The sequence below is a fragment of the Allolucifera butyrica genome (assembly GCF_900476375.1).
In the GTDB taxonomy this organism is placed as follows: domain Bacteria; phylum Bacillota; class Negativicutes; order Sporomusales; family UPPP01; genus Lucifera; species Lucifera butyrica.
Genome location: NZ_UPPP01000127.1, coordinates 116,673 through 142,181, shown reverse-complemented (window position 1 = coordinate 142,181; position 25,509 = coordinate 116,673). Strand labels below are relative to the sequence as shown.

Genomic DNA, 25,509 nt, shown 5'->3' with positions numbered 1-25,509 from the left:
GTCTGGTCATCCTGACCATTTTTCACCTCCCTTCGCGTAATTTGACGTCTTACAAGGTACCCATTTCCAGACCGCAACAAGGGTTTAATTTTAATATTCGCAATTTTTGTGCCAATTTTGTAAGCCGGAAAAATCGCCACCTAAAAAGGATCCGGCAATTTCCCTTTATGAAAAGGTGTATCAATCATGTCACGATTGTGTACTTTCATTGAGCAAAAAGATTACACTTGGGATTCCTTCTTATATAGTTATAGTCCCGGTCTTGCGGCCGGGACTAGCGTTTTATCCCGGAAAGGAACACTATTGGCCGGTAATCGCATTGATCCGCCCGGCTAGGTCCTGGCTGTCAGGATCATTTCCGGCGGGAGTCATAATCAGCTGTTTGCCGATGTAAACCGCGCCGTCGTCTCCGACATAGGCGGCGCCCAGAGCGTTCTCATGGTACACCCTGGCCAGGTTGCCTGCGACAAGATAGGCTCTCTCTGCGGCCAGCCGGCCATAAGCCTTGTCCGGCGTTACCACATCCCGGCCGTCAATTTGAACGGTCGTATCATTTTTAACCGTAACATGCCCGTTGCTGTAATCGGTAAGCCGCTTGGCAAAATTGTGAATCCGGTCGGATGTCCGCGGATGATTGTTCGGACTAAGCACCCGGCTTAGCCCTTCATGCCACAATTCGCCGACCAGGGAACGAAGCTTGACCATAGCCGCCGCTCCGCCGCCGGGGTTGTAGCCGGCGGCAACGGCATTGTCAAACCCCGCATTATCCGCATTCCATTCTTCTTTCATAGTAATGACTTCGTTGGCGACATAATTGTTGGCCGCCACTCCCAGCGCTTCACTGGTCAGATTGGGATTATTCTGCAAGTACAGATCGACCACCATGTTAAGTCCCAGAATCTGTTTCGTACCCTCCACAGGGTCCCGGTGTTCGCCGTGCCCCATTTCGTGGCCAAGAACCGCCGCTAATTCATCCTCGTTTAATGACTCGACTGCGCCCTTATTCACTGCAATAACCCGACCCAGAGTACAGAAGGCGTTAAAATCCTTGTCGGGAGTTATGTATACAGCATAATGATTTTTGATCAATCCGTTGGTCATTAAACGGTGCGCCACATTTCCCACATATTCATTCATCTGCTTATCTTCATACACACCGGTCTGATGCTCGGTTTGCTTCAGCACACCGGCTTGATCATGGTCATTCAGGTTGTTTAATTGTCCGTTAATATACACATACGCTATAGCGCCATAGAGCAGCGTTTCTCCCCAACTGGCCGCCTCCGCTTTAACGCTGCCGGCCAGGGCCGGTACCGTCAGCATAAAAGAAACCAGACCAAGAACCAGTAACTTTTTTAATGGCCGGATTCGCAATCGTCTCACCTCCGCCAAGGCTGGATGCAATTCGCTAATCTGGGCTCCTCCCATGCGGCAAATATGCTTATGTGTATTATTTCGCTAAGACACAATATTTCACCTTCCTGGGGGCTGGTTTAAAACCTCTTCCATCTTTTTCAAGACTGCCAGCACATTGTCCCGCTGGGTTCCCAAATTCACGCGGATATAGCCTTCCCCATCCCTGACAAAGTGAGCCCCATTTTCAACCAGCGCGCCGGCCCTGGACGCCAAAACCCTGGTAACCTCGCCTGAACTAAGTCCGGTTCTCCTGATATCGACCCAGGCCAGATAGGAGGCTTCCATTTCCATCACTTGCAGTTGGGGAATCTTCGCTGCGATATAGGAAGCAAACAGTTCATAATTTTCCCGGATATAGGCGGCCGCTTCGTCAAGCCAGGGACGGCACCGGTCATATGCGGCAATGAGGCCGATAATGCCGAAAACATTGGGGGACGTAACGGAATTCTGCTCCAGTTTTTGCCGCAGGCGGGTTCTTAGCTTCTCATCCGGAATAATGGAGTAAGACGTCTTTAAGCCGCCTAAATTAAATCCTTTATTCGGCGAGGTTAACAGGATCAGATTGCTATGCGCTTCTTTTAACATTAGGGCCGAATGAAATTTCCCCTGGTGGATGTGTTCCCCATGGACTTCATCGGCAACTAAAATCGTGTCATGCTCCCGGCAGAGCCGGGCGACCGTTTTCATTTCCTCGAAACTCCAGATTCGCCCCGAGGGATTGTGGGGCGAACAAAACAAATATAATTGGGGCTTGTATTGCTCTAACTGGGCTTTTAAAGCGGTAAAGTTGATGGTATACCGGCCTTCCCGCAGTTGCAAGCTGTTATAGATCCGCTTTACCCCCTGCCGTCTGGCCGCGCTGTCAAAAGGCTCGTAAACGGGCGTATTCATCAGCACGCAGTCTTCCGGGCCGCAAAAAGCCTGGATCACATAGTGGAGTGTAGACACCGTGCCGTAGGACAGCGTGATCCACTCCTTTTCCACCGTCGCCCCGTGCCTGTCGCCTTGCCAGCGCATCACCGCCTCATAAAACTCGTCGTAGCAATAGGTATACCCCAAAGCGCCCCGTCCAATCGCCGCCCGCAGCGCCTGCTCCAGCTCCGGCGGCATTTTAAAATCCATATCGGCAATCCACATGGGGATGAAGCCTTCCGGCACCTTGCCAAAATTTTTTTCGATTATTTTCCGGTCCCATTTACGGGCTCTTTCCCTGACCCGGTCGGGACATTCATCAAAATTGTACATTCGCTCTCCCCCTATATTACAATGAGGTCTCTGGAACTGCGAGTCAGCGGCCGGCAACCGCCGCGGGTAATCAAAACATCCTCTTCAATTCTTACTCCGCCCACTTGGGGAAGATAAATCCCCGGCTCGATGGTAATTACCATGCCTTCTTCCAGCCGCTGCGCATTCCCCGGTGCAACCGCCGGATACTCATGGACTTGAATTCCCAGGCCGTGGCCCAAATTATGGCCGAAATAATCTCCGTAGCCGTTTTCCCGGATCAGATTGCGGGCGAATGAGTCCAATTCCCCCAGAGTCAGGCCGGGTTTGGCCCGTTCCATCGCGGCTTCGCCCGCCGCTTTTACCGCCGCATAAACCCGGACCAGTTCTTCCGGGCACCTCCCTACGGCCAGGGTACGGGTGATATCTGAGCAGTAGTGCTGATAGATTACCCCAAAATCCAGGGTGACGAGTTCTCCTTTTTGGATGATTTTGTCGGTGGCTTTCCCATGAGGCAGCGCGCCCCGTACACCGGAAGCCACAATACTGTCAAAAGCGTCTTTTTGGCCGCCTTGTTCCTTCAGAAACCGCACCAGTTCATTCTCTACCGTTTTTTCACTCATACCGGCTTCGATATAGCCGAGAATGTGCCGAAACGCCGCATCGGCCATGGTACAGGCCGTCTGAATGGTTTCGATTTCCGCCGTCTCTTTGATGCTGCGGATTTTCGCCAGGTCCAGGGAGTAAAAACGGCAGCGGATCCTCTCTTGCAGCGAACGATATGCGTCATAAGAAAGTTCCCGGCCTTCAAAACCGATCTGCTTTAATCCTTCCGCTGCCACAACCGAATTCAACCGCTCTGCCAGTGTGTTGGGACCGCCCAGCAGTTCCACCTGAAACAACTTATTGTTCTGCTGTACTTCCTCATAGTAGCGGCCATCAACCAGCATATACTGATTCGCTTTGGTTATCAGGAGATAGCCGGAACTGCTGAACAGCCCTCCCAGATAAAATTTATTATGAGGACTGTTCACTAAAACGGCATCGGTCTCCTTATCCAGAAACCGCTGCCGTACCGCTTCGATTCGCTTGCTCAACTTCATAATTTCCTCCATATAAGAGCGGAGAACCGACCTCAGTCAGTTCTCCACTTTCTGTCTATTCATTTACCACGAGTTGGCCCTCTTTGATCAGTTTATTGCGATAGAGGACATTGATCACGGCAATGAAGACCGAGCCAATGATTAACCCTAAGATATAAGGGATAATGCCTTTGACTAACGGCCAGGCCCAGATGGCCGATTCCGGGAACCACTGCACGGCCCCCATTGCAATCGCGGAGATGGCGCCGACAATTGCCCCCATTACATACAGAGGAATGCAAAAAGCCGGTTTTTCCAGGGCAAACGGAATCGCTCCTTCGGAAATCCCCATAAATGCTAAGAAAATGGCCGTTTTTCCCACCTGATCGAATTGCTTGTCATAGACGCTCCGGCCCACTAACTTTTTATCGATTAACGTGCTTAAACCTAAACCAAAGGAAGGAATGACGATGGCCAGGCAGCGCGCCGTAATGGGAAGAACTTGTTCCGTCGTAAATCCAAGGGCGACAAAACCGGCGGCTTTATTGACCGGTCCGCCCAAGTCAAAGGCGGTAGCCGCCGCCAATACCAACGCATAGGCATATTGCCCGGAACTGCCCGCGGCCTGCAGCAAACTCCGGATTAACGTATTGATCCAGCCGCCGAAAGGAGTAATAATGAAGACCATTAAAACCAGGCAGGCCAGGGCTGAAATCAGCGGAATCAAAAAGGTTACTTTAAAAGCCAGCCAATTATGCGGCAAGTTGATCTTTTGATTTAACCACTTCACGAAATAGCCAATGATAAAGGCGATGAGGATCGCGCCTAAAAATCCCGAAGCCACGGGCGCTTTATTCGCCCACTTGCCGTCTACCAGCGTTAACACCGCAACCGGTTTGGTCGCGATATAGCCGCCGATAAACCCTGCCGCCAGCGCGGTCTTGCCGCCGATCGAATTAGCCGTGAAAGCGGCAAAAACAGGAATGGCAAACCCGAACAGGGTGAAGCCGAAAATTTCCATCACGCTGGCCATTTGCAGCATTAGAAAGCTGCCGCCGGTATATTTTCCCGAATTGATGGCATCCACGATGGAGGTGGAAGGATTGATATTAAGAATTCCATAAGGAATAATCTGGGAAATGGCGCCAATCAAGCCGCCCATAATGAGCATCGGGATCATATAAGAAATCCCGGTCATAATATGTTTGCTGAATTCGGTCCAGCCGGAGGTTTTGGCCGGCATGTTTTCCTTTGCATTGCCAACACTGGTGCTGCCGCCTGCCGAAGCTGCCCCGATGACTTTTTTCTGAATCGCCATAGTATACCTCCCCATTCCTCTTCTTGTATCTTTCATTTCAATGCGCTATGATTAGAAGTGAACTGATTTTTCTTTACTCCTTTAATCTTTGCCTTAGATTAAGGAGCTTTTTTTATTGGGCCAGGTCTGCTTCAATCTCCCGGATTACATCCTCGGGTGTTTTTATCATTTCCGGCAAGCCGACCTCGTACACTTCCCGGCCTTCGAACCGCTCCATTCCCAGCGGCGTTACCGCAATGGCATGAATGATGATGTCCGCCTCCCGGATATCGGCCGCCGTTAATTCATTTTTAATGCCGTCGGCGCCCTGGGTTTCCACCTTGACATCGTAGCCCATTTCCCGGGCTGTTTTGCCGATTGCCTCTGCCGCCATAAACGTGTGGGCCAATCCCATCGGACAGGCGCATAAGGCAATCAATTTTTTTTTTGCCATTTCATCGCTCCTCTTTTGGCTAAGTTAGCTGTATAAAGCCTGCTCCACCAGGAAAAAGATCTCTTCCTCGCTGCCGGAGGTCACCAGGATTTTTTTAAACACCCCGTCAATCAGCTTCCTGGCAAGGCTGGCGAGCAGTTCCAGATGGGCATTCCCCCCTTGTTCATTCCGGCTTAAGATGCCGATAATCACCCTGACTCCTTCTTCCCCGCCGTCCCCCCAGGCAACTTCCCGCCGCGGTTTAAGCACCAATACAGCCGGTTTTAGAATATGCTCAGACTTGGTATGAGGTATGGCAATTCCGCCGCCCAAATTGGTGGCGAATTCGTTTTCCCGCTTTACCAGTCCTTCATAAACGCCCTGCGCTTCCTTGCCGATCCCCAGTTCCAGGGCCAGTTGGGCAATATAGCGCAAATAGGCGTCTTTATCCTTCAGGTCTAAATTTAGTTTGATATGTTCTTTGGCAAAGAGTTCACTCATTGGCTGCGGCCCCTCACTTTACATCGAATAATTCCATCAGCTTGTCGAAACTGAAGTTTTTTATCACCCGGACAACCTCCCCCGGGTCTTTGATAAAATGATACAAATATTTGAACATGGGAAAGTAATAGCTGTCTTGCCGGTTGAAACAGACCAGAAAGATCAATTGCACCTCTTCCTTCTTCCAAAGGATCGGTTTGTCCAACACTCCCACACCAATTACCGACTGATAAGCTCCTTCCAGAATCGTATGCGGAATCGCCACCAGATTGCCGATATCTGTCGAGGACATCGTTTCCCGCTCCAGCACCATGGCGATTACGTGCTCATCAATTAGCCCCTTGGCCTGCATTGCCCGGCCAAGGCTTTCGATGGCCTGGACCGGCGTTGCCGCGCTAAGCCGGAAAAACGCTTCTGGCTTAAAAGTTTCCCGGAAGATTTTGCTTTTCTCTTCCCGTTCCTGAAAAGCCTGGTGAAATTTCTCGACAAAATCGTCGGAAAAAACATTCTCGATATACAGCACCGGGACTTTGAAATCGTTCCGGTCCAGTTTCACTGTCGACACGATAAAATCCATATCGGCCTGTAAGGCGATATCCAGGTACCGTACGGGATAGGTTCCCACAATGGTAAGATTGCTGATGCGCTGTTTCAGCTTTTCCGCCAGCAATTGGGATGTGCCAATCCCATAGTGGCAGATAATGCAGACCTTCTTGCCGCCGGTGCCCCGCCGCCGCTCAAAAGCGGCGCCGAAATGCATGGTGATAAAGCCGATCTCGTCTTCATCCAAAAGGACCTGAAATTTTTCGTTTAGCTTTTTCGCCACCATCGCCGCCAGATTGGTTTCCAGGGGAAATCTCGTTTTGATTTGGGTTAGCAACGGATTTCTGGCGCTAATTCCCGCTTTAAACCGGTTCATAAAAATCTTCAAATGCATGACCAGGGCGTTAATAAACGTGGCATCCCCGCTAAAATCAATCCCCGTCACCAGCCGGATCTCGGCCAGGGCTTCCTCAACCAGCCTGCTTACCTTGTCCCGGGCGTCGGCGGTGAGTTTTCTTCTGGTGTTATAGTCATAAATGATTACGCCGCTGCTGGCGGATACATACAGCGCCTCCTTCTCATCCAGAGGCAGGGCCAGCTTGGCGGCGATTTTCTTCATGACCGCCCGGATAAAAGTATAGTTGTGCAGCCGGTAGCTCTCTTTAAACGGCCTCCGGCCAATACTGCGGTTTTGCCTGACCCTGGCAACCGCGACCAGAATCCGCGTCAGCAACAGGTTGAAATCCTTGTCGGCCAGAATGATGTTGTCTTCCTTCAGCGCTGCCGTAAGGATGGCTTCCATTTCTTGAACTTCCGGCCGGGAAAGCGAATCCAGCCTGATTTCCAGGAAATTATTTTCATCACTTTGGATGGCGTAATGCAAAATCAGCTCTCTGATTTTCAATTCTTCGCCCACGATTTGACTGCCGTGAAAGGGTTTGGAGACAATCCGCAAATCATATTGCCGCAAAATGCGCTTCACCGGAACAAGCAGCTTATTGGTGCTGGGGATGCTCAAATTCAGGATATCGCTTAATTCCTCCGCTGTTACATAATCCCGGTTTAAAAAAGCGCATAGTATTTTGGTAATCCGGCCTTCGCTGGAATCGTCGATTTGGAACCCCGCCAGGCACTTTTCCGCCGCTTCGCGAATCCGGCGCAGTTCCCTAACCGGTCCCTTCAGCTTGTAACCGATTCCCTTGGCGGAGGAAATCTCCACACCGGACTGCTGCAAAAAGTAATTCAAATCCTGGATATACCGTTTGACCGTTCTTACGGACACCTCGATCTGCCTGCTTAATTCTTCCGCGGTCACATACTCGTTTTTGGCGGCAAGCGATTGAATAATCATCGAATGTTTTTTACTGATCATCCCTTCACCATCCTACAGTACCATTGTAAACCGTTTCCCGGTTCATGTATTTATCCGGAATGTCTTGTTAAGTGCCATCGAGTTGCTTAGAGGTTGCCAAGTGTCCATAACGCCTCCGCGTAAATGCCGATTGCCTTAACAAACGCGTCCTCGCTGCCATACTCGCCGGCCTGGTGCGCATTGCCGGCGGACCCGTCGGGAAACTCGCCGCCGAAGATAACGGAATTTTCCATCTCCGCCGCGTACGTGCCCGCACTGGTGACCCGGACCGGACTTGCGGTGTCCCCGGTGTGTTTTATATAAATTCCGTGCAGTGTCCGCACCAGCAGCGAATCCGGCTCCATGTAATGAGGCCTTTTATTACCGATGGTTTTCACTTCATAGCCCGCCAGACCGTGCTGCTGAAAATAGGCGCCAACCTTATCCCGGATTTCTTCCAGGGTTACATTCTCCGGATACCTTATACTGAGAGTTGCGCGAAACCGACCTCCTTCCAGCCGGAGTACGGTCGTAACCAGAGTCATGCTCCCGCAGCGACCTTGGGCCGTCAGGCCGAAGATCCTCCCGTCCCGGCTGCCGCCGTTCAACAGGGGCGCCAGGTCTTCCAGCCATTTTTCTTTTAACACCTGCGGCAACAGGGTAAACACCTTTTCCAGGGGGTTATTGGCGTTTTCCGGCTTGGAAGAATGCCCGCCAAGTCCCGTCAGTTTAAACCCGGCAACCCGTCCTTCCTCCCGGACCGCTTCCCAGGTGAGATTTTCCGCCGCCAAAAAAGGTTCCAGCGTCTCTTTCGCAACCCAACAATTTTTCACGACTACCGAGTCCGGAATCGTATTGTGCACTTCGCCGCCGGCAATATACAGCGCAGGATTCGCTACCGGTCCGGTGATCTGGAGCACCACGCCGCCTTTTTCGCCGTGGATCACCGGAAACTTGGCATCCGGCGTAAAGCCGTACGCCGGTTTCGGCTCCCGCCGGAAATAATGCCGGATACACTGAAAACCGCTCTCTTCATTGCCGCCGGCAACGACCCGGATTCGCCGCTTTAGCGGCAGCGCCTTGTCCCGGATCAGTTTCAGGGCCAGAAAGACGGCCAGCAGCGGTCCTTTATCATCGATGACTCCCCGGCCAGTCAGCCGGTCCCCGGATTTCACCAGCCGGAAAGGGCCGCTTTGCCATCCCTCCCCGGCGGGCACCACATCACAATGGCCAAAGGCATAGACGTATTCCTGCCCCGTTCCGTATTCGGCGTGAACGGCGTAACCGTCTACCGATTTAGCAGCAAAGCCTGCTTCCCGCCCCAGATTCTCAAACCACCCTAACGCCTGGGCCACCCCGGCACCAAAGGGCATTTCCGCCGTAACTGTTTCCTTATCATACACGGACGGAATCCGGACCCATTGCTCCAGCAATATTACCAATTCCTGCCTGTATTTCTCCGCCGTGGCGGCAAAGTTGATCATTGCTTTTCTCCTCCCCGTATTTAAGATATATTTTCCGCTCCCCCCAAAACCGGTTCCCAGTCATTGGAAAAAACTGCTTCATTGATATCATAATTTTATTCCGTGCCGCTGACAAGCTAAAAACAAAAACACTTCCCCCGCCGGAACCAATGGGTTGTAACCCGGCAAGGAAAGCGCAACTCAAGTTTCTTGCATAATTCGATAAAATTTATCAATTCCTGCTTTAGGCAAAAAAATATCTGCAGCCCGCCGAACGTTTCGGCTCAAAGCGCAGACGCGGTAAGTTGGCTTAATTTATGTTTGTATAGCTTAATTTTCTCATCCAGATTTTGCAGATTGTTTTCCCACTTAGCTTTTTCTTCCAACACGGCAATTTTGTGTTTCTCCAGTATTTCCAGCCTCCGGCTTATTGTGGAGTCGCCCTGATACCTTAAAAGAGCGTATTCTCTAATGTCTTTAATGGACATTCCCGTATCTTTCAGCCTCTTTATAAATCGAATCCAATCGATATCTTCGGAAGTATAATACCTTCTTCCTGCTGAATCACGGTTTACAATTAATAATTGTTCTTTTTCGTAGTATCGTAACGTAGGAGAACTCAAGTTCGTTATACTGGAAAACTGTCCTATGGAATATCTCATTTTATTTTCCCTCTTGACTTAAAGTTAACTTTAAGAACTACAATTCAATTATAGCAAATTAGGAGGTTGAAAACAATGAACTTAACTCGTTTCGAAAAAGGCTTAAAAAAATTATCCGAAGTAGATGGCAATGCCGGGGAAAATGTCATAGCGGCTCTCAATGATATTGCGCCGGATTTAGGAAAATATATTGTCGAGTTTGCTTTTGGCGACATATATTGCCGTGAAAACTTAAATTTACAGGAACGGGAGATGATAACCTTATCCAGTCTAATGACATTGGGGGGCTGTGAAACTCAGTTGGAAGTGCATATAAATGGCGCATTGAATGTAGGAATTACACCTAAGAAGATCATCGAAATTTTTATTCAATGCATTCCTTATACCGGCTTTCCAAGAGTCTTAAATGCTGTCGGGGTTGCCAAGCGGGTTTTTCAATTGCGAAAAGCGGGATAGGGAACTGTCGGGGGACGGGATGAGTGACAACCATTCTAATAGTAAATTCCTTATTGTCAACAACTCCGTCCCCTGGACACTCTACCCTGGACACTCTACTTATTGTCAACAACCCCGTCCCTTGTAAGATAGAGTTGAGAAGGATGGTCGTAAGAAAATAGAAAAGTCCGAACATTCCAGTTCGTGTATAATGAAATGGAAGGATATGAATGTCCATTTCCAAAGCATTTACGCTTTAGCTGGTTGGGACCTTTATTCCCGCTTTACGAGCAAGGATGTGCCTAATACTTCCGCCTCTCTTATGCCCAGTAAATATTCTCAGCCTTATTTCGATAAACCCTTCGGGTATCTATGATCAATGCCGCACATCGGCGTATTAAATCGTAATCAAACATGTCATGATTCGTTGCAAGTATAATGCAATCATAGCTCGTCAAATTTTCTGATGTTAGTTCGACACTGCTCAAACTAAGTTTAAGTTTACGAGTTTCCGGGAAAACAGGAATAAATGGGTCGCTATAGTCGATTTTGGCACCTTTTTTTATTAGCTTATCTATTATAAAAATACTCGGAGATTCTCTTGTATCGTCAATATTCTTTTTGTACGACAATCCCAGCACTAATATTTTTGAGCCATTTACTGATTTTCCTTTTTCATTTAACGCATCTGCTACTTTCCCAATAACCCAATCGGGCATTGAGGTGTTTATCTCGCCGGCTAATTCGATAAAACGTGTATTCAGTTCATATTGTCTTGCCTTCCATGTTAGGTAAAAGGGATCTATCGGAATACAATGTCCGCCAAGACCTGGTCCAGGATAATAGGGTGTAAATCCGAATGGTTTTGTCGAAGCAGCATCAATTACCTCGTATATATCTATACCCATAGCGTCGGCAACAATCTTCAACTCGTTGACTAACCCGATGTTTACAGCTCTGTGAATGTTTTCAAGTAATTTGGTCATCTCTGCTGTTCGAGTACTTGATACAGGAACCACCCGAACAGTGGCTGCACTATAAAGAGCAATTCCGACTTCCAAACAATGCTTAGTTATTCCACCACAAACTTTAGGGATACTTCCAGTGGTAAAATATGTATTTCCAGGATCCTCTCTCTCCGGGGAATAAACGAGAAACAAATCCTCCCCTATCTTAAGATTTGTCAAACTTATTCGCGGCAGGAGTTCTTCCTCAGTCGTTCCCGGATAAGTTGTGCTTTCTAAGCTAATGATTTGTCCGCGTCTCAATTGTGGCACAATGGCATCGATGGTTGCAATCACGAACCCCAAATTGGGTTCTCTATGAGAATTAAGCGGAGTTGGTACACATATTATTATAGCGTCTACCTCAGAGATACGATTGTAATCATTAGTTACGTCTAACCGGTCTAACGAATTATTAATCCTTTCATCAGGAATATGTTTAATGTAACTTAGTCCTGATTTTAATTTTGCAGTCTTTTCGTAATCAATGTCAAATCCAAGCACATCAAATCCAATTTCTGCAAACCGGAGCATCAAAGGTAATCCAACATAACCTAATCCTACTATACCTATAACAGCTTGCTTAGAATGAATTTTATGTATAAGCTTATCTTTCATTTTTATACACATACCTTTCGCTTCACTCAGGCACAAAAAGTTGTGAAAATGTTGCCTGAGCTTTATTATTTAGTTAACCTAATGTACTTTCCCGACCATGAAATCGTCAGGATATACAACTGGGAAATTCAAGGTTTCTATCAGTACGTCTAGGGTGTGTGACTTATGTGCACGATCCCATTGCTTGTTCACACGAAGCGGTGCGCGAATACGGCATCAAGCTTACCGCATGGGGGGATCTGCCGAAGGGCGCGGACGCCGTTATCGCGGCAGTATCGCATAAGTCATACCTGACTGTGGGTTTTTCCGGACTGCAGGCGCTGCTGCGTCCTGACGGGCTTTTCGTTGACGTCAAATTCGCCTATGGCGCCGCAGGCAGCCTTTTGGCAGCAGAAATTTCACGAGTCAGCCATCCCGACCGCGCCGCGCTCATCAATCCCCAGAAAGAAATCCATGACAGAACATAAAGCGAGAGCATTGAATAAGGCGCCGCCCAGCGCCAACCAAACAATTTATTATAACGAACGTAATATATCGTCGCCGGAACAATTGAACTGAACAAGCCCCCGATTGTGAGCATAAGAAACGTAAAAAGAGGGTGAGAAAACAATTGAATAAATACGTTCAGTTTCAGTGTCTCACCTACTGTTAACTGAAACAATTGCATAAAACTGAACATGCGGATCCATCCGCTACCGCTGTCACCGTGCCGGAATCGCTGCAGGACAATGGTCGCCAGGACTAGGCTCTCGCGCACGTTACTGCGCGCCCATCGTAAAAGCATGCGCTGCAGCCCTCTTAGCGTGACAGGAACTTTCGTCAACACAACAGCGTCCCTCTGGTAAACAACGCGGAACCCGTTTTTCAGGACGATGTTAGTCATCGCTCTGTCTTCGCCGATTGTCGCGGCAATACCCATAAAGGTTTGATCGGCCCAAGCTGTTAAATGCGGGTTTACCGTCGACACCCGGTACGCGGACAAGGCGCCGGGGGTGCAGAACACGCCGCCATACACACTTTGTCCGGCACGGATGAAATCGAAGCTGGTCGTAAAGAAAACATCCATCATCTTGGGAATGGCGCCATCGCCAAGATTGAGGATTTTCACATTGCCAGCCACTGCTCCCACGCGAAAATCAGTGACAATGGGGCTGACAAGATGGCGCAGAGTGTGTGGAACCACTTCGGAATCAGAATCAATCGTCACATATACCGCGCTGTCTGTGGCATGAACAAATCCAGCCATAAGAGCGTGGCGTTTCCCCTTGTTTTTTGTCTGTCGCAGCGTATAGAGCTGTGAAGGATATTCGCCCTGAGCCTTACACATCCAATGCCAGGTATCATCCAAGGAACCGTCGTCCACGCAAATCACGCGCATCTTGTCGGAAGGGTAATCGCTGTTCATTACCGAACGCACGGTGTGCAAAATCTGGCGCCCTTCGTTATATGCCGGAATGACGACTGTCACCACGGGCAGATCCTCGTCTTTCACTGGTGCGTAGACTTTATAACGGCACGCCATCCATATGCGCCAGGCAATCACGGCAACCCCCGAAAAAATCAACACCGCCCCCACTGCAAGGCCATATGCGCCAGAATCATGCAAAATTCGCTCCACTGCCCGGTCGACAGTTTTTGAGCAAAGCATTGCCACGGCGATGATCACGTCAATCGACAAAATCCACAAGTACAGATAATCGGACTGGCTTTGAAGAAATATCTTTTTCTGCATTTTATCACCTTGCTTCCAGTTTTCGCTACAATTGGAATATTCTTTTGTAAAAGAGTAACAGAGAAAAATGAAAGTATGATGAAAATGGAAAAAATTAATCGGGCAGGCATACTCATTCCGGGATAAATTTAAAAGACACAGAAGAGGAGGATGACTTCCCTCCCTTCTGTGTCTTGACATCCCTGTAACTTCCAAATTATTTCCGGGGCAGCTTTACAACAAATTTACTTCCCTTACCTAATTCGCTGTCCACGTAAATCTCTCCCCGATGAGCCTCGACAATCCAGCGTGCTATGGACAATCCCAGGCCAGAGCCTTCGATATTCCGCGATCGTGCTACGTCAACCCGAAAGAATCGCTGAAAAATTTGCTGCTGAAATTCAGGCTCAATGCCCGGCCCGGTGTCCTCTACAATAATTTTGACGTAAGGCATTTTACCGCCTGCGTAGCTTTCTTCAATCCGCACCAGCACCTGGCTGTCCTGATAACTGTACTTTATAGCGTTGTCGAGCAATATGTAGATAAGTTGATGAATACGTTCCGGGTCGGCGTTTAACTCCAGCGGCTTGGATGCATCGAGCCGGACGCTGACGCCCATGGCCGCCGCTTTTGGTTCCAGAGACCGAATGACCTGGTCAGCTATGGATTGAAGGAAAAACCCTTCTTTGCACAGAGCGACTTCTTCGGTATCTGTCCTTGCCAGTGTCAATAAATCATTGACAATATTTTTCAACCGAAAAAATTCTTCTTTTGCCTCATCAATAATTTGCCGGGAAAAGGGCGACAAAACATTGTCCTTGTCCATTTGTACGGCCTCCATTGAGGTCAGTAGCACACTTAGGGGATTTCTCAGTTCATGCGATGCGTCGGCGACAAACTGTTTCTGCCTGTCAATTGACCGTCCAATTGGAATAATGACCCTGCCAGCCAAGAAGTAGCCGAGTATGGCGGTAAAAATCAAGAATAGCAAAGTAACTACCATGATAGTAATAATGCTCTGAAATAATACCCGGGCATAGCCGGTGACGTCGCGGCCGACATAAACCGTTCCCAGCAGATTTCCGTTCCGGTACACTTTTCGCATCGCCAACATTAGTGTTGCTTTATCACCGCTCGGCAAAGAAACTGTTACAACTTTCGTTTCCCGGGACGGATCCCAGTTTATGAATTGGGCGCGGGTCGCCTTGCGCAAAACCGGGACGGGAAGATCGGCCTTAATCAGTCGGCCATTACCGTCCAAAACCAGATAAAAAACATCTCCGCTAACATCGTAATCACTTTGGATAGAAATCTCACGGGGACCGTCATTACCATATTGTTTCAGCAGCGCCTCCTGCTGTTCCCTGGCAATGTGGACGGCCATGATCTTTATTTCGTCCACTTCTTTTTGATAGATAGTCCAAATGAGGCCTGAACAAAAAATAGAGACAAATACGGCGAGAAAAATGCCAAAGACGATAACATATAAAATCGTCAGTCTTTTACGAATCTCGGCAAGCATCTTTACCCTCCATTTTATAGCCTACGCTGCGTATATTGTGAATGAGCTGAGCCTCGCCGGGAAGGTCTACCTTCTTTCGCAGCAAACGAACCAAAGCTTCGAGATTGTTGGAAGAGACATCATTTTCCAAGCCCCAGATGCGGTCCATAATGACGTCCTTGGGCAGAATCTGACCGCAGTTATGCATAAGCAATTCCAAAAGCTGAAATTCCCGGTTCGTCAATTGTATGCTCCTGTTGCCCCGTCTGGCTATCTTTGTCCAGCTGTTCAGCTCAAGGTCTTTGACGGTGATCTTCTCTTCTTTGTAAGGGACATTGCTTCTTCTGGCCACTGAACGAATTCTGGCCATCAACACTCTAAACTCAAAAGGCTTAACAATGTAATCATCGGCTCCGGAAGCCAGGCCAACCTCCAAGTCGTCTACAGTATCCTTGGCTGTAAGCATTAGTATTCCACCCGAGTAATGTTCCTGCCTCAGTTCACGGCACACCTGCAGTCCGGATTTTTCCGGCATCATCCAATCAAGAATAATTACATCGTATGCATCCTTTTTCGTAAGCTCCAAGGCATCATCGCCGGATTGAACCCAGTCAATACTCATGTCATGCCGTTTCAGCATTTGATAAACAAGGTTTCCCAGACGCTTGTCATCTTCGGCCATTAATACCCGCATTGCATTACCCCATTTCCCGTGATATTTTATAGGATCTCTATGTAGTTTTTTTACTTTAGACTAACACCCGCGGGTGAAGGACCATTGTTCTATGAATAGTTCGAGGTTATATTCTTTTCCCCTGGATTTTATCGGCATTTTTTAGAGCCTCCTCTATACCGGTCAATTTTTTTAGCGTTGAAATGTAATCAGGACTGACCCACTGCCTACAATAATTAGAGCAAAAATAAATGAAAATCAGCTGAAACTTATTCCAAAAATTACCCATAAAAGACAAAACTCCTGCCAAATCCATACATATTGGAGCAGAAGTTTATTATTTCTGACCTAATATTTTACTAGATAAATACAGGTCGCTCAGCTAGTCGACCGGCATCCAAACAAAAGCAGCCTTGACAATGATTCTAAATTGTCAAGGCTGCTCATAGCCCTATTTTTAAATTCTACTGCTTCCGGTAAAAGAAATGTTCCTGTTCAAAATATTAAATATTTCAGTAGATGGATTTGTAAATGGCTAATATATCATCTACAGTTACGTCACGCGGATTACCCGGTGTGCAGGCATCAGCCAAAGCATATTTAGCCAAAAATTCAAAATCTTTTTCTTTTACGCCCAGTTTACTTAGGCGGCGCGGAATCTTGACGTCGTCGGCCAATTTCTGAACGGCTGCAATACAAACCCGGCAGTATTCGTCCCGGCTCATATCGTCTACGCCTTCTACCCCCATAGCACGCGCTACTTCGCGATACCGTTCGCCCGTTGCCGGTGCATTAAAATTCAATACCGGGGCCAGGAGAACTGCGCAGGCCACGCCGTGGGGAATGTCATAGAACGCGCTTAGCGGATGAGCCATGGAATGGACGATACCGAGGCCGACGTTAGAAAAGCCCATGCCGGCAATGTACTGGCCAATAGCCATTTCTTCGCGAGCCTTCAAATCGCCTTCTACAGATTTGCGCAGCCATTTGCTGATGATTGCAATGGCTTTCAGATGCATCATATCGGTCAATTCCCAAGCGCCCTTGGTGATATAGCCTTCGATGGCATGTACCAAGGCATCCATACCGGTGGAAGCACACAGGCCTTTCGGCATGGATGCGCACATATCCGGATCAACGATGGCGACAATGGGGATATCGTGGGGATCGGCACAAACGAATTTGCGGTTCTTTTCTCTATCGGTGATAACATAATTGATGGTAACTTCTGCGGCCGTGCCGCTCGTCGTAGATACAGCGATGACCGGCATGCCTTTGCGTTTTGTCGGCGAAGCGCCTTCCAAACTGCGAACATCGGCAAATTCCGGATTCGTCATAATGATGGAAATAGCCTTGGATGTGTCGATAGATGAGCCGCCGCCAATGGCGACGAGGACATCGGCGCCCTGCTCCTTACAGAAGGCCACCCCTTCCTGGACATTTTCAATAGTCGGGTTGGCTTTGATGTGATCGTAAACGGCATAGTCGATATTGGCAGCATCGAACAGTTCCGTCACGTTAGCAACTACCTTAAATTTGATTAAATCCGGGTCCGTAGCGACCATGACCTTTTTCAAGCCCCGCTTCTTAATTTCATTGACAATTTCACGAATAGCCCCTTTACCGAAATAAGATGTTTCATTTAAGATAATACGATTCGCCATTTTACCCTCCATTACTTAAGATACTTCATTTGCCTTTTCAGCTTATTTACGCCATAAATCATGGGCGATTTCAATTAATGACTGTTTTACTTCCTCAGTTAACGCGGTTAACGGTTCCTTGCAGTTTTCCTGCATAGGTTTATTTAATTCTTTCATCGCCCATTTCATAACCGGATTGAACGGCGTATATACTTCATAAAACTTCATGCGCCTGTCAATTTCCCGCTGCATGCTTTTTATCTTCTGCAAATCTTCCTGCCGCAATGCTTCGGCTACATTATGGCAAAGTTCCGGATATACGTTTGATAAAGCTCCGATACAACCGTTACCACCGGAAATAACCGCTGGAATGCAATTGTTGTCGTAACCGGTAAATACCTGAAAATCAGGGTATTTCGTCTTAATTTCCTGAATGTATTTTTGCGTATGACGCAATACGGGATGGGTGTCTTTCACGCCGGCGAAATTTTTATGTTTAGCCAGAAGCCGCAAAATGGTATCGGCCGATACATCATAGCCGGTACGATCGGCGTAATTGTATAAGAAAATATTACCGTGAATCTGACTCATAACATCATCATAATAATTAAATACGTCTTCCTGATTGCAGGCACTGTAATAAGGACCGACAATAATAACCGCATCCGCCCCGGCATTAATGGCAACATTGGAAAGGCTAACGGTTTCGGATTTAGCCATCCGCCCCGTACCGGCTAACACGATGCCTTTATGATTGATATGCTTCACCGCATCGGTAATCATAGCCTGAATTTCTTGATAGGTAAAAGCATAAAATTCACCGGCGCTGCCGCCGACTAACACCCCGTCAATACCGGCACCAAGAATCTGATCGTATAAAGCATGCATTTCTTCATAATTTACTGTTCCATCTTCATTTACGGAGGTTAAAATTGGACAAATATATTCACAATTCATTTGCTTCTCCTTTTCCCACAAATAATGGCATAAATCCACCTTCTAATTTTTATTGAGGTCATATACAAGTTTCATATCAGCCCACCACTCAGACTTAAAAGCGCCTGCTATGCGCATCTGGCATGGATCGGTTTCCTGCCACCATCTCTGAGTTTCAGGGTCCTGCGCCATCTTCGCCATATCGTACTCGAAATCGTCGCCGCAGTACTCCATAATAGAAAAGAGCAAATCATCGCGGTTAAAAATCTGATATTTAGTGATACCGCATTCTCTTATTTTCTTATTTATGCCGGAGAACGGATTGGCATGCAGCTTTTTATAGTACTCTGCCTTTTCAGGACGAAGCCGGATCACATTGGCAAAAGTCTGAGGCTTATTGATTTTATAAAGCTTCCTGGCACTTTTACTGAAAAAGTCCGCATCATCGCCAAAGTATTCCCTTACTGCCTTCAAATGTTCATCAAAGGACGAGTACAGCTCAACAACCGGGAAGTTTGAAGCATAAATCAGTTTGGAATGATCAAATTCGCCGGTCAGAAAGTCAAGCAGATTTTTTACAAAAACCTTGTTTTCTGTAGCAAATCCGGAAACCTTGCAGTATACATTAGGCAATTCGGCAAGTTTTTTCATTGCCCGCTTATAATCTGCCGTCAACTCCGTTACATTACCGCAGTGATTGATTACAACCTTGGTCTGAGGAACCCGGGAAACTGCATTATACATATCCTGGAGTTCTTCTACCCGGTTGCAGCTCTCAAAAATCATATCCTTATCCGCCAGAACTTCAAGCCCTTCCATAAAACTGTCTTCCAAGCATCTACCATGAGGCGACGTTTCAATATGAAGCGGCTCTCTAACACCGGCAATCTTTAGGGGAAGACGCATGTGAGCGCATAAATGCGGTACCCGCATAATTCTCGCCAAAATCGTAGAATTATGCAGATTAAAAATATACTCATCCTCTTTAACAGCATTATCACAGTCAACCTCTACATAAACACCGCCCTTAAAATCGAGGTCATATTTACCGTAAGCTTTGCATAAATCATCCACGCTAAAGCTTCTTTTAATGCCGGCGCAGAAATCCAGCCAGGGGAGATTCAATACGTCCAAATCCCAAATGTGAAAGTGACTGTCAACTACTTCTAGCATTGATTATCTCCTTTTCAACTCTACTGGCCTTTAAATCCATACCGCATTCCGTTTTACAGCCTTTAAATCCATACCACGCAACAAATAAGAAGCAAGGTAAGAGAAGCAGGTAACCGGCAGCCGTACCAAATTTATCGGCAATATGGCCCATGAAGAAGGGCATAATAGCCCCACCAACGATGCTCATAATAATGATACTGGAAGCTGTTTTAACAAGATTCTCAGGAATTCTTACAACACTTAAAGCAAAAATTGTCGGGAAGCTAATAGACATAAAGAAGAAGGATGCGATCAGCAAAAATATACTTAAGCTACCGGTTGTAACGTTCAAAAAGATCATGAGAATCGCATTGATTACAGAATATACGCCAAGAATTTTACCGGCACTGAATTTTTTCATTAAAGGAGTGGTTACAATTCTTCCGACCATGAATGCGACTAATGCAATACCGAAGAAATAAGCGGCTTTGCTATCTGAAAGTTCCTGCCAGTGTTCAACACTGTAATTAATAAAAAACGCGCCGGCCCCGACCTGGGCAGCTATATATAAAAACTGTGCCAGTGCGCCGAGTTTAAAATGCTTATAGCTAAAAAGCTGGCTATATGACCCATTACCTTCCGCAGAATTTTCGCCGTCTGAAACTTCAGCCCCTTCAGGCATTTTAGTTACCAGGAATAATACGAGCATACATAAAACAATTGCAGCAATGCCGACATAAACCATCTGAACATTATGCATATTCCTGGCGATATCATCACTCTTGGCGATAGAAAGAAACAAGCTGCCGCCGATGATTGGCCCCAGAAACTGACCAACGCCGTTAAAACTTTGGGCAACATTGATACGAAATGCTGCGCCTTCATCACGGCCAAGCTTGGTGATGTACGGGTTGGCATTTGTCTCCAGGCTGCCAAGACCGCAGGCAATAACAAAAAATGCCCCTAAAAACATAGTAAAACTGTGCGTATTGCTTGCCGGAACGATAAGAAAGGCCCCCACTGCATACAGGAAAAGCCCCATGATAATTCCGCCTTTAAAACCAAACCGTTTAGCTATCAGTGAAGCAGGTGTAGCGATTACAAAATATCCGCCAAAGTAAGCTGCCTGCAACAGACCGGATGTTGCTTTTGTAATGCCCAACTGATTTTGAAAGTTTTTGTTCATAACGTCAATCAAACCATAGCTGAGGCCCCAAAGAAAGAACAGTACCGTAACCAAACAAGCAGCTATCTTAATATTTTTACTGCTAACATTGTCACCCATTTTTCTCCCTCCGTTCTTAGCTTAACGCCCTGTCAAGATGAACATAACCACCATCCACAAATACCCATTGAGCCGTGGTGTGCGATGAAAGCGGGGAAAGCAGGAATACTGCCATATCAGCAATCTCTTCAATCGATGTAAAACGATGTTCAAAGGGAATTTTGTCCGCAATGACTTTTTTTCTTGCTTCCGGATCGTCAAAGGATTTAATCCAGTTTGCGTATAGCGGAGTCCAGCATTCGCTGACTACAATCGCATTGCTTCTTACATGATCCTTGGCTAAAGCAGCGGCCCACTCGCGTGTCAGACCCAGAATCGCCCCCTTTGCAGCCGCATATGCGCTGGTCTTGCCCTGTCCGGTAAGAGCTGTCTTGGAAGAAATATTCAAAATGGTCCCCCTGCTATCTTTAAGATACGGAACTGCAGAATGAACCAGTGCATAGTAATGTGTCAGATTTCCATGAAGGCTCTTTTCAAAGTCCCGCCAGGAAGATGTCTCCAGATCCATATTGTCATTTGCGCCGGCGTTATTTACTATACCGTAAATAGACCCCCTCCGTTTTGCCACGTCGTCGACAATGGGCTGAATTTTATCAGTTTCGTTAAGATCAACCTGAATAAATTCATAATCTTTTGCCAATTTTTCCAGCTTTTCTTTGAATTCAGGTAAAATTGCCGAACGGGACAGCACAATAGGAATCGCCCCTTCTCTTGCCAGAGCCAGTGTAATACCGCTTCCTATCCCTTTGCCGCCACCTGTTACAAAAACAACCTTTTCCTTTAATTGCAAGTCCATGTCACCCGACCTCCTTCTAAAATCTATTAAACAGTGGTAGCAAGCCGCCAAATTGAAAAATCATTCTGTCTGTTTATCTCAGCCTTTGTAAGTTTCCCATTGCTTACCGCAACAATAAAGTCCAGGATCTCCTCTCCCACTTCTTGAATGTTCTTCGTACCTTCTATCACGGTACCTGCATTTAAGTCTACGGAATCATTCATACTGTTAAATACAGCCGAGTTCGACGCCAGCTTTATCGTCGGCGTAACAGCACTTCCGGTCGGGGTTCCACGTCCGGTTGTAAACACGCAGATATTACATCCACCGGCAACCATGCCGCTTAGCTGTTCAATATCATTGCCCGGTGTATTCATAAAGGTAAGGCCTTTATCGATGATCTGCTTAGCGTATTCCCTCACTGCCACAACAGGCTGATTGCCTGCTTTGTAGATACAGCCCAGCGATTTTTCCTCAATACTGCTTAAGCCGCCTTCAATATTCCCCGGGCTGGGATTGGCACCGCGTATATCGGCATGAGATTTTATTACTGTATCTTCAAAGCCCTTAATTGTGCTGAGAATTGCCTCTTTCACAGCATCATTTATAGCTCTGCCGGCCAGAATGTGTTCCGCACCGATCAGTTCTGTTGTTTCCGCCAGTATTACGCTGCCACCATGCTGAATAATCATATCGGAGGCCGCGCCAAGACTTGGGTTTGCGCTAAGACCTGAAAAACTATCGCTCCCCCCGCACTCGGTGCCAAGCACTACATCGGCCAGGGAACCTTCGCTTTTCTGCACTTTTAGTGCCTCCGCAAGCATTTTCTTGACTATTTGCACTCCTTTTTCAATACTCTTGCCGGTTCCCCCGGTCTCCTGAATCGTAAAATACGCAACCTCTTTATACGGCGCTCTTTCCTTGATTTCTTCCGCAACTGCTTTAGCCTGAACAACTTCACAGCCAAGACCTACCACCAAAACACCGTATACATTCGGGTTGGCTCCGGTTCCTACGATGACATCCTGCGTTTGTCTTGCATCATAGCTTAGCTCACTACATCCGTGCTGGTGAATAACATAAACGACGTCTGTTTCATCATTTCTTGCTTGGTCACTGTACGTTACTGCATTGGCTATACTTTCAACCACTTTATTGGCACAATGTACGCTGGGAATCACCAGAATGCGATTTCTAAATCCAAAGCTTCCGTCACATCGCCTATACCCCATAAGTTTGTATGTTTTATCACTCTGAGCAACCGTAGTTTTACTATAAACGTCCTGGCTAATCTCTCTTACACCACTGTCCGTATCCCCTCTGCCGCGTTCCCCTTCCATGTTATGTATATGCACCCATTCCCCGGCTTTTATATCACAGCTTGCAATACCAATGTGGGAAGCATATTTAATAATGGACTCGCCTTTTTTAATGTCCGCAGTTGCAAATTTGTGGCCTTGGCAAATATCTTGAAGAACAGTTACGCCAAGAGCAGCATCCCCTTTTTTAAGAGGTTCCAGAGCTGTTGCAACATTATCAAGTTCGCTTACGTGAATTGCATTCATTTAACCATCTCCTCCTCCCTTAAAATTTGTTCGTATATACTAACGATGTTTGTATATACTTACCATATTGAAGTCTAGCAAATTTATTACAAATTGTCAAGAATTTAATGAAAAGTTGAAAAACAATTAAATAACTTAACGTAAATGAAATACCTCGAATCACTAGGCTATTTTCACAGCCTAGTGATTCGAGGTATTTGTCTGTGGCATCCTATGAAAAAAGTGCACCTCCGAATGTGAGGTGCACTTCAAGCGTCGCTTTTTACTATTCATTATTTTCAGTCGGAAAACAGCTTTACTTCCATTGGCAGCAGCGCAAATTCCTTTTCAATTAATTCGGCATGAAATTTCAAAACATCTAAGATTTTTTCAGTCTTTTCCGGCGTAGACCGAAATATAGGAAGACTAACGCTGATAGATGCCAGAACTTTGTCAGAAATTTTGATAGGAACAGCCAGACACTCTATGTCAATATTCGTTTCGCCGATTTCATGAGCATATCCATTATCCCTTACTGTCTCAAGCTGCTGTAAAAGAGTTTTTAAATCGGGTATAGTTCTTGCCGTATATTTTATAAATTCGCCTGGATAAAGTTTAGCTGTCTCATCATTGCTTAACCCGCTAAGAAGACATTTGCCGAGAGCCGTTGCATATGCGGCAATCGTTTTTCCGGCAGACGATTCAATCCGTATTGCCTGATTCGGTTCTGTTTTCTCCACATAGAGTACATCGCCTCCGTCCAATATGCCAAGCTGGCATATTTCGTCGCAAGCGGCTACAATTTCTCGCATGTGTGGCTTAAGAATATCCAAATAATTCAAGGAATGGACGTAAGCATATCCCAGTTTAAAACAGTTTTTACCAATTGCAATCCGTGAACCGAGATTCTGGAGAAATCCTTCATGTAAAAGTGTCATAACTATAGGGTACAACGTACCCTTGGCAATGCCGGTACGTCTCGAAATTTCAGCAAGAGTAAGCCCATCTATACTGTTGTATACAGCCTCAAAAATGTCTAAGACTCTAAGAGTTGGATTATGTAATTTAATTCTATCCATATATGCATTATATCTAATTAAATATTCATTGTAAAGTTTGTGGTACTAAGTGCCAGGAGGACGTAGCTGTCAACACACAGACGCCATTAACCTCGTACCCTTGACAGTTTCCTTTCATATTTTTTGCGGATAACCAGATTCACTAAATTGCAGCTTAGTACCCGCCGGATATGTTATTCCGTTTACTGTTAAATTATCAGCGATTGTTCCTGTGGAGACCTGCCCCTCAGGACCGAAAAATACTTGAGTACCAGATTTAAATTTTAGGAAGCCGGCTTTTTCGCCCTTCGGTAGATAATTTCGCCAACCAAGGGGGCGAAAGTCAGTGTCTTCTGTTATGGTTCCTGATTTAACATTTCCATGTTCATCAAACTCGATATATGTAGCATACTTAAATGTTACATAGGGTTCATTGTTATCCCAAATACTAAATTCAGCATCTTCGCCGATTTGACCGGATACTACATCACCCTGAACATTAAACACTATTTGGCACGTATCGCCTTTAAAATGTATGCATTCTGGTCGGTGTTCGGTTCCCCAGCCAGTAAAAGCAAAAAATCCATTTGATGCTGGCCGTAAATCTTCATAGTTCTTTAACGTCCCAGATATTACTTCACCCTGACCGTTTAGCGTTACTGATGTTCCTTCCTTAAATTTCAAAGAACCGGCAATCCAACCTTGAGGATGTAAAAAAGTATCCCGTTCTAGTACCTTTGTAGTATTTGCCCAGGCCGTTGAACATAATGAAAAACTGAGGATAATGACTATTAAAATAATTTTTCTCATAATAGCCTCCTTGTAGTAAAGTATTTTCTCTTATTCAACTACTACAAATTCCATTTTACTCCTGCAAACTATAATAGTTTTCAAAAAAGTTAGAAAAGAACAAAGAGTGTCGAGTGTCAAGGAGTGTCAAGGGGGAGTGTCAAGGGGACGGGGTTGTCGACACGCAAATGTCACATTAATCCCGTTCCCTCTGTATGGGCCAAAAGACATACCCGGAGTTATCAAAAAAACGGGCGGTGTCTGCCAAGATGTACACAGTAGATTCCCGTTACAGAACATGAACCGAATAACAGCCTGATTCATATTATGAAATGTAGAGTTACCAGGAGAAAAACCAGCTATACATTATACAGATTCCTTCTGGCCAGCTCTAGCAATTGGAGGTGGTCTAT

The 25,509-nt window shown here is 46.5% G+C and carries 22 protein-coding genes; 1 reads left to right on the top strand and 21 read right to left on the bottom strand.

Features of this window, described 5'->3' with window-relative positions; translation table 11 throughout:
- Window positions 1-300: 300 nt before the first annotated feature.
- From LUCIF_RS24230 to LUCIF_RS24190, 9 genes are all read right to left on the bottom strand, one after another.
- Entirely contained in the window at window positions 301-1,374 is a 1,074-nt protein-coding gene (locus tag LUCIF_RS24230; protein ID WP_165866151.1) for a M48 family metallopeptidase, read from the bottom strand.
- Window positions 1,375-1,473: 99 nt separating this feature from the next.
- Window positions 1,474-2,661, bottom strand: coding sequence for a MalY/PatB family protein (locus tag LUCIF_RS24225; RefSeq protein WP_122630380.1), 1,188 nt, complete (start codon window positions 2,659-2,661; stop codon window positions 1,474-1,476).
- An 11-nt stretch (window positions 2,662-2,672) separates the two neighbouring features.
- Window positions 2,673-3,743: a M24 family metallopeptidase gene (locus LUCIF_RS24220; protein ID WP_122630379.1), complete on the bottom strand. Its 1,071-nt coding sequence runs from the start codon at window positions 3,741-3,743 to the stop codon at window positions 2,673-2,675.
- A 55-nt stretch (window positions 3,744-3,798) separates the two neighbouring features.
- A complete protein-coding gene (locus LUCIF_RS24215; protein WP_122630378.1) occupies window positions 3,799-5,040 on the bottom strand; it encodes a PTS fructose transporter subunit IIC in 1,242 nt (413 codons plus the stop codon).
- 112 nt (window positions 5,041-5,152) lie between these two features.
- Window positions 5,153-5,473 carry a PTS fructose transporter subunit IIB gene (locus LUCIF_RS24210; protein ID WP_122630377.1) on the bottom strand — a complete coding sequence of 107 codons (321 nt, stop codon included), beginning with the start codon at window positions 5,471-5,473 and terminating at the stop codon, window positions 5,153-5,155.
- A 24-nt stretch (window positions 5,474-5,497) separates the two neighbouring features.
- The gene (locus tag LUCIF_RS24205; protein ID WP_122630376.1) at window positions 5,498-5,953 is read right to left on the bottom strand and encodes a PTS sugar transporter subunit IIA; all 456 of its coding nucleotides are present in this window, start codon (window positions 5,951-5,953) and stop codon (window positions 5,498-5,500) included.
- A 13-nt stretch (window positions 5,954-5,966) separates the two neighbouring features.
- A complete protein-coding gene (locus LUCIF_RS24200) occupies window positions 5,967-7,868 on the bottom strand; it encodes a BglG family transcription antiterminator (protein ID WP_122630375.1) in 1,902 nt (633 codons plus the stop codon).
- 86 nt (window positions 7,869-7,954) lie between these two features.
- Window positions 7,955-9,331, bottom strand: coding sequence for a Sapep family Mn(2+)-dependent dipeptidase (locus LUCIF_RS24195; RefSeq protein WP_122630374.1), 1,377 nt, complete (start codon window positions 9,329-9,331; stop codon window positions 7,955-7,957).
- A gap of 263 nt (window positions 9,332-9,594) precedes the next feature.
- Window positions 9,595-9,972 carry a MerR family transcriptional regulator gene (locus tag LUCIF_RS24190; RefSeq protein ID WP_122630373.1) on the bottom strand — a complete coding sequence of 126 codons (378 nt, stop codon included), beginning with the start codon at window positions 9,970-9,972 and terminating at the stop codon, window positions 9,595-9,597.
- 75 nt (window positions 9,973-10,047) lie between these two features.
- Here LUCIF_RS24190 and LUCIF_RS24185 point away from each other — a divergent pair, with 75 nt between their 5' ends.
- Window positions 10,048-10,428: a carboxymuconolactone decarboxylase family protein gene (locus tag LUCIF_RS24185; protein WP_122630372.1), complete on the top strand. Its 381-nt coding sequence runs from the start codon at window positions 10,048-10,050 to the stop codon at window positions 10,426-10,428.
- A gap of 299 nt (window positions 10,429-10,727) precedes the next feature.
- Here LUCIF_RS24185 and LUCIF_RS24180 read toward each other — a convergent pair whose 3' ends face one another.
- The 12 genes from LUCIF_RS24180 to LUCIF_RS24125 all read right to left on the bottom strand — a co-directional run bounded on the left by LUCIF_RS24180 (window position 10,728) and on the right by LUCIF_RS24125 (window position 25,117).
- Entirely contained in the window at window positions 10,728-12,029 is a 1,302-nt protein-coding gene (locus LUCIF_RS24180) for a nucleotide sugar dehydrogenase (RefSeq protein ID WP_122630412.1), read from the bottom strand.
- Window positions 12,030-12,390: 361 nt separating this feature from the next.
- The gene (locus LUCIF_RS24175; protein ID WP_165866150.1) at window positions 12,391-13,761 is read right to left on the bottom strand and encodes a glycosyltransferase family 2 protein; all 1,371 of its coding nucleotides are present in this window, start codon (window positions 13,759-13,761) and stop codon (window positions 12,391-12,393) included.
- Window positions 13,762-13,957: 196 nt separating this feature from the next.
- Window positions 13,958-15,262 (bottom strand): sensor histidine kinase, encoded by a 1,305-nt coding sequence (locus LUCIF_RS24170; RefSeq protein WP_122630370.1) that lies wholly within the window; start codon window positions 15,260-15,262, stop codon window positions 13,958-13,960.
- Window positions 15,243-15,935 carry a response regulator transcription factor gene (locus LUCIF_RS24165; RefSeq protein WP_122630369.1) on the bottom strand — a complete coding sequence of 231 codons (693 nt, stop codon included), beginning with the start codon at window positions 15,933-15,935 and terminating at the stop codon, window positions 15,243-15,245. Before LUCIF_RS24165 ends, LUCIF_RS24170 begins: the two co-directional genes overlap by 20 nt.
- A gap of 491 nt (window positions 15,936-16,426) precedes the next feature.
- A complete protein-coding gene (gene fucO / locus LUCIF_RS24160; RefSeq protein ID WP_122630368.1) occupies window positions 16,427-17,578 on the bottom strand; it encodes a lactaldehyde reductase in 1,152 nt (383 codons plus the stop codon).
- A 42-nt stretch (window positions 17,579-17,620) separates the two neighbouring features.
- Entirely contained in the window at window positions 17,621-18,514 is an 894-nt protein-coding gene (locus tag LUCIF_RS24155) for a dihydrodipicolinate synthase family protein (RefSeq protein WP_122630367.1), read from the bottom strand.
- Window positions 18,515-18,556: 42 nt separating this feature from the next.
- Window positions 18,557-19,666 carry an L-rhamnose mutarotase gene (locus LUCIF_RS24150; protein WP_122630366.1) on the bottom strand — a complete coding sequence of 370 codons (1,110 nt, stop codon included), beginning with the start codon at window positions 19,664-19,666 and terminating at the stop codon, window positions 18,557-18,559.
- Window positions 19,650-20,930 (bottom strand): sugar MFS transporter, encoded by a 1,281-nt coding sequence (locus LUCIF_RS24145; protein ID WP_122630365.1) that lies wholly within the window; start codon window positions 20,928-20,930, stop codon window positions 19,650-19,652. Before LUCIF_RS24145 ends, LUCIF_RS24150 begins: the two co-directional genes overlap by 17 nt.
- Before the next feature lie 16 nt (window positions 20,931-20,946).
- Window positions 20,947-21,726: an SDR family oxidoreductase gene (locus LUCIF_RS24140; RefSeq protein ID WP_122630364.1), complete on the bottom strand. Its 780-nt coding sequence runs from the start codon at window positions 21,724-21,726 to the stop codon at window positions 20,947-20,949.
- Window positions 21,727-21,752: 26 nt separating this feature from the next.
- Window positions 21,753-23,270 (bottom strand): UxaA family hydrolase, encoded by a 1,518-nt coding sequence (locus LUCIF_RS24135; protein ID WP_122630363.1) that lies wholly within the window; start codon window positions 23,268-23,270, stop codon window positions 21,753-21,755.
- Between the two features lie 278 nt (window positions 23,271-23,548).
- Complete coding sequence (locus LUCIF_RS24130) at window positions 23,549-24,328, bottom strand: IclR family transcriptional regulator (RefSeq protein ID WP_122630362.1); 780 nt, start codon at window positions 24,326-24,328, stop codon at window positions 23,549-23,551.
- A gap of 114 nt (window positions 24,329-24,442) precedes the next feature.
- A complete protein-coding gene (locus tag LUCIF_RS24125) occupies window positions 24,443-25,117 on the bottom strand; it encodes a hypothetical protein (RefSeq protein WP_122630361.1) in 675 nt (224 codons plus the stop codon).
- Between the last annotated feature and the right edge of the window lie 392 nt (window positions 25,118-25,509).

Coding starts and splice junctions, on each gene's coding strand:
- LUCIF_RS24170 (WP_122630370.1), bottom strand. CDS start 15,262: ATGCTTGCCGAGATTCGTAAAAGACTGACGATTTTATATGTTATCGTC.
- LUCIF_RS24220 (WP_122630379.1), bottom strand. CDS start 3,743: ATGAAGTTGAGCAAGCGAATCGAAGCGGTACGGCAGCGGTTTCTGGAT.
- LUCIF_RS24140 (WP_122630364.1), bottom strand. CDS start 21,726: ATGGACTTGCAATTAAAGGAAAAGGTTGTTTTTGTAACAGGTGGCGGC.
- fucO (WP_122630368.1), bottom strand. CDS start 17,578: ATGGCGAATCGTATTATCTTAAATGAAACATCTTATTTCGGTAAAGGG.
- LUCIF_RS24165 (WP_122630369.1), bottom strand. CDS start 15,935: ATGCGGGTATTAATGGCCGAAGATGACAAGCGTCTGGGAAACCTTGTT.
- LUCIF_RS24215 (WP_122630378.1), bottom strand. CDS start 5,040: ATGGCGATTCAGAAAAAAGTCATCGGGGCAGCTTCGGCAGGCGGCAGC.
- LUCIF_RS24200 (WP_122630375.1), bottom strand. CDS start 7,868: ATGATCAGTAAAAAACATTCGATGATTATTCAATCGCTTGCCGCCAAA.
- LUCIF_RS24135 (WP_122630363.1), bottom strand. CDS start 23,270: ATGAATGCAATTCACGTAAGCGAACTTGATAATGTTGCAACAGCTCTG.
- LUCIF_RS24205 (WP_122630376.1), bottom strand. CDS start 5,953: ATGAGTGAACTCTTTGCCAAAGAACATATCAAACTAAATTTAGACCTG.
- LUCIF_RS24185 (WP_122630372.1), top strand. CDS start 10,048: ATGAACTTAACTCGTTTCGAAAAAGGCTTAAAAAAATTATCCGAAGTA.
- LUCIF_RS24175 (WP_165866150.1), bottom strand. CDS start 13,761: ATGCAGAAAAAGATATTTCTTCAAAGCCAGTCCGATTATCTGTACTTG.
- LUCIF_RS24210 (WP_122630377.1), bottom strand. CDS start 5,473: ATGGCAAAAAAAAAATTGATTGCCTTATGCGCCTGTCCGATGGGATTG.
- LUCIF_RS24190 (WP_122630373.1), bottom strand. CDS start 9,972: ATGAGATATTCCATAGGACAGTTTTCCAGTATAACGAACTTGAGTTCT.
- LUCIF_RS24125 (WP_122630361.1), bottom strand. CDS start 25,117: ATGAGAAAAATTATTTTAATAGTCATTATCCTCAGTTTTTCATTATGT.
- LUCIF_RS24225 (WP_122630380.1), bottom strand. CDS start 2,661: ATGTACAATTTTGATGAATGTCCCGACCGGGTCAGGGAAAGAGCCCGT.
- LUCIF_RS24145 (WP_122630365.1), bottom strand. CDS start 20,930: ATGGGTGACAATGTTAGCAGTAAAAATATTAAGATAGCTGCTTGTTTG.
- LUCIF_RS24180 (WP_122630412.1), bottom strand. CDS start 12,029: ATGAAAGATAAGCTTATACATAAAATTCATTCTAAGCAAGCTGTTATA.
- LUCIF_RS24150 (WP_122630366.1), bottom strand. CDS start 19,666: ATGCTAGAAGTAGTTGACAGTCACTTTCACATTTGGGATTTGGACGTA.
- LUCIF_RS24130 (WP_122630362.1), bottom strand. CDS start 24,328: ATGGATAGAATTAAATTACATAATCCAACTCTTAGAGTCTTAGACATT.
- LUCIF_RS24155 (WP_122630367.1), bottom strand. CDS start 18,514: ATGAATTGTGAATATATTTGTCCAATTTTAACCTCCGTAAATGAAGAT.
- LUCIF_RS24195 (WP_122630374.1), bottom strand. CDS start 9,331: ATGATCAACTTTGCCGCCACGGCGGAGAAATACAGGCAGGAATTGGTA.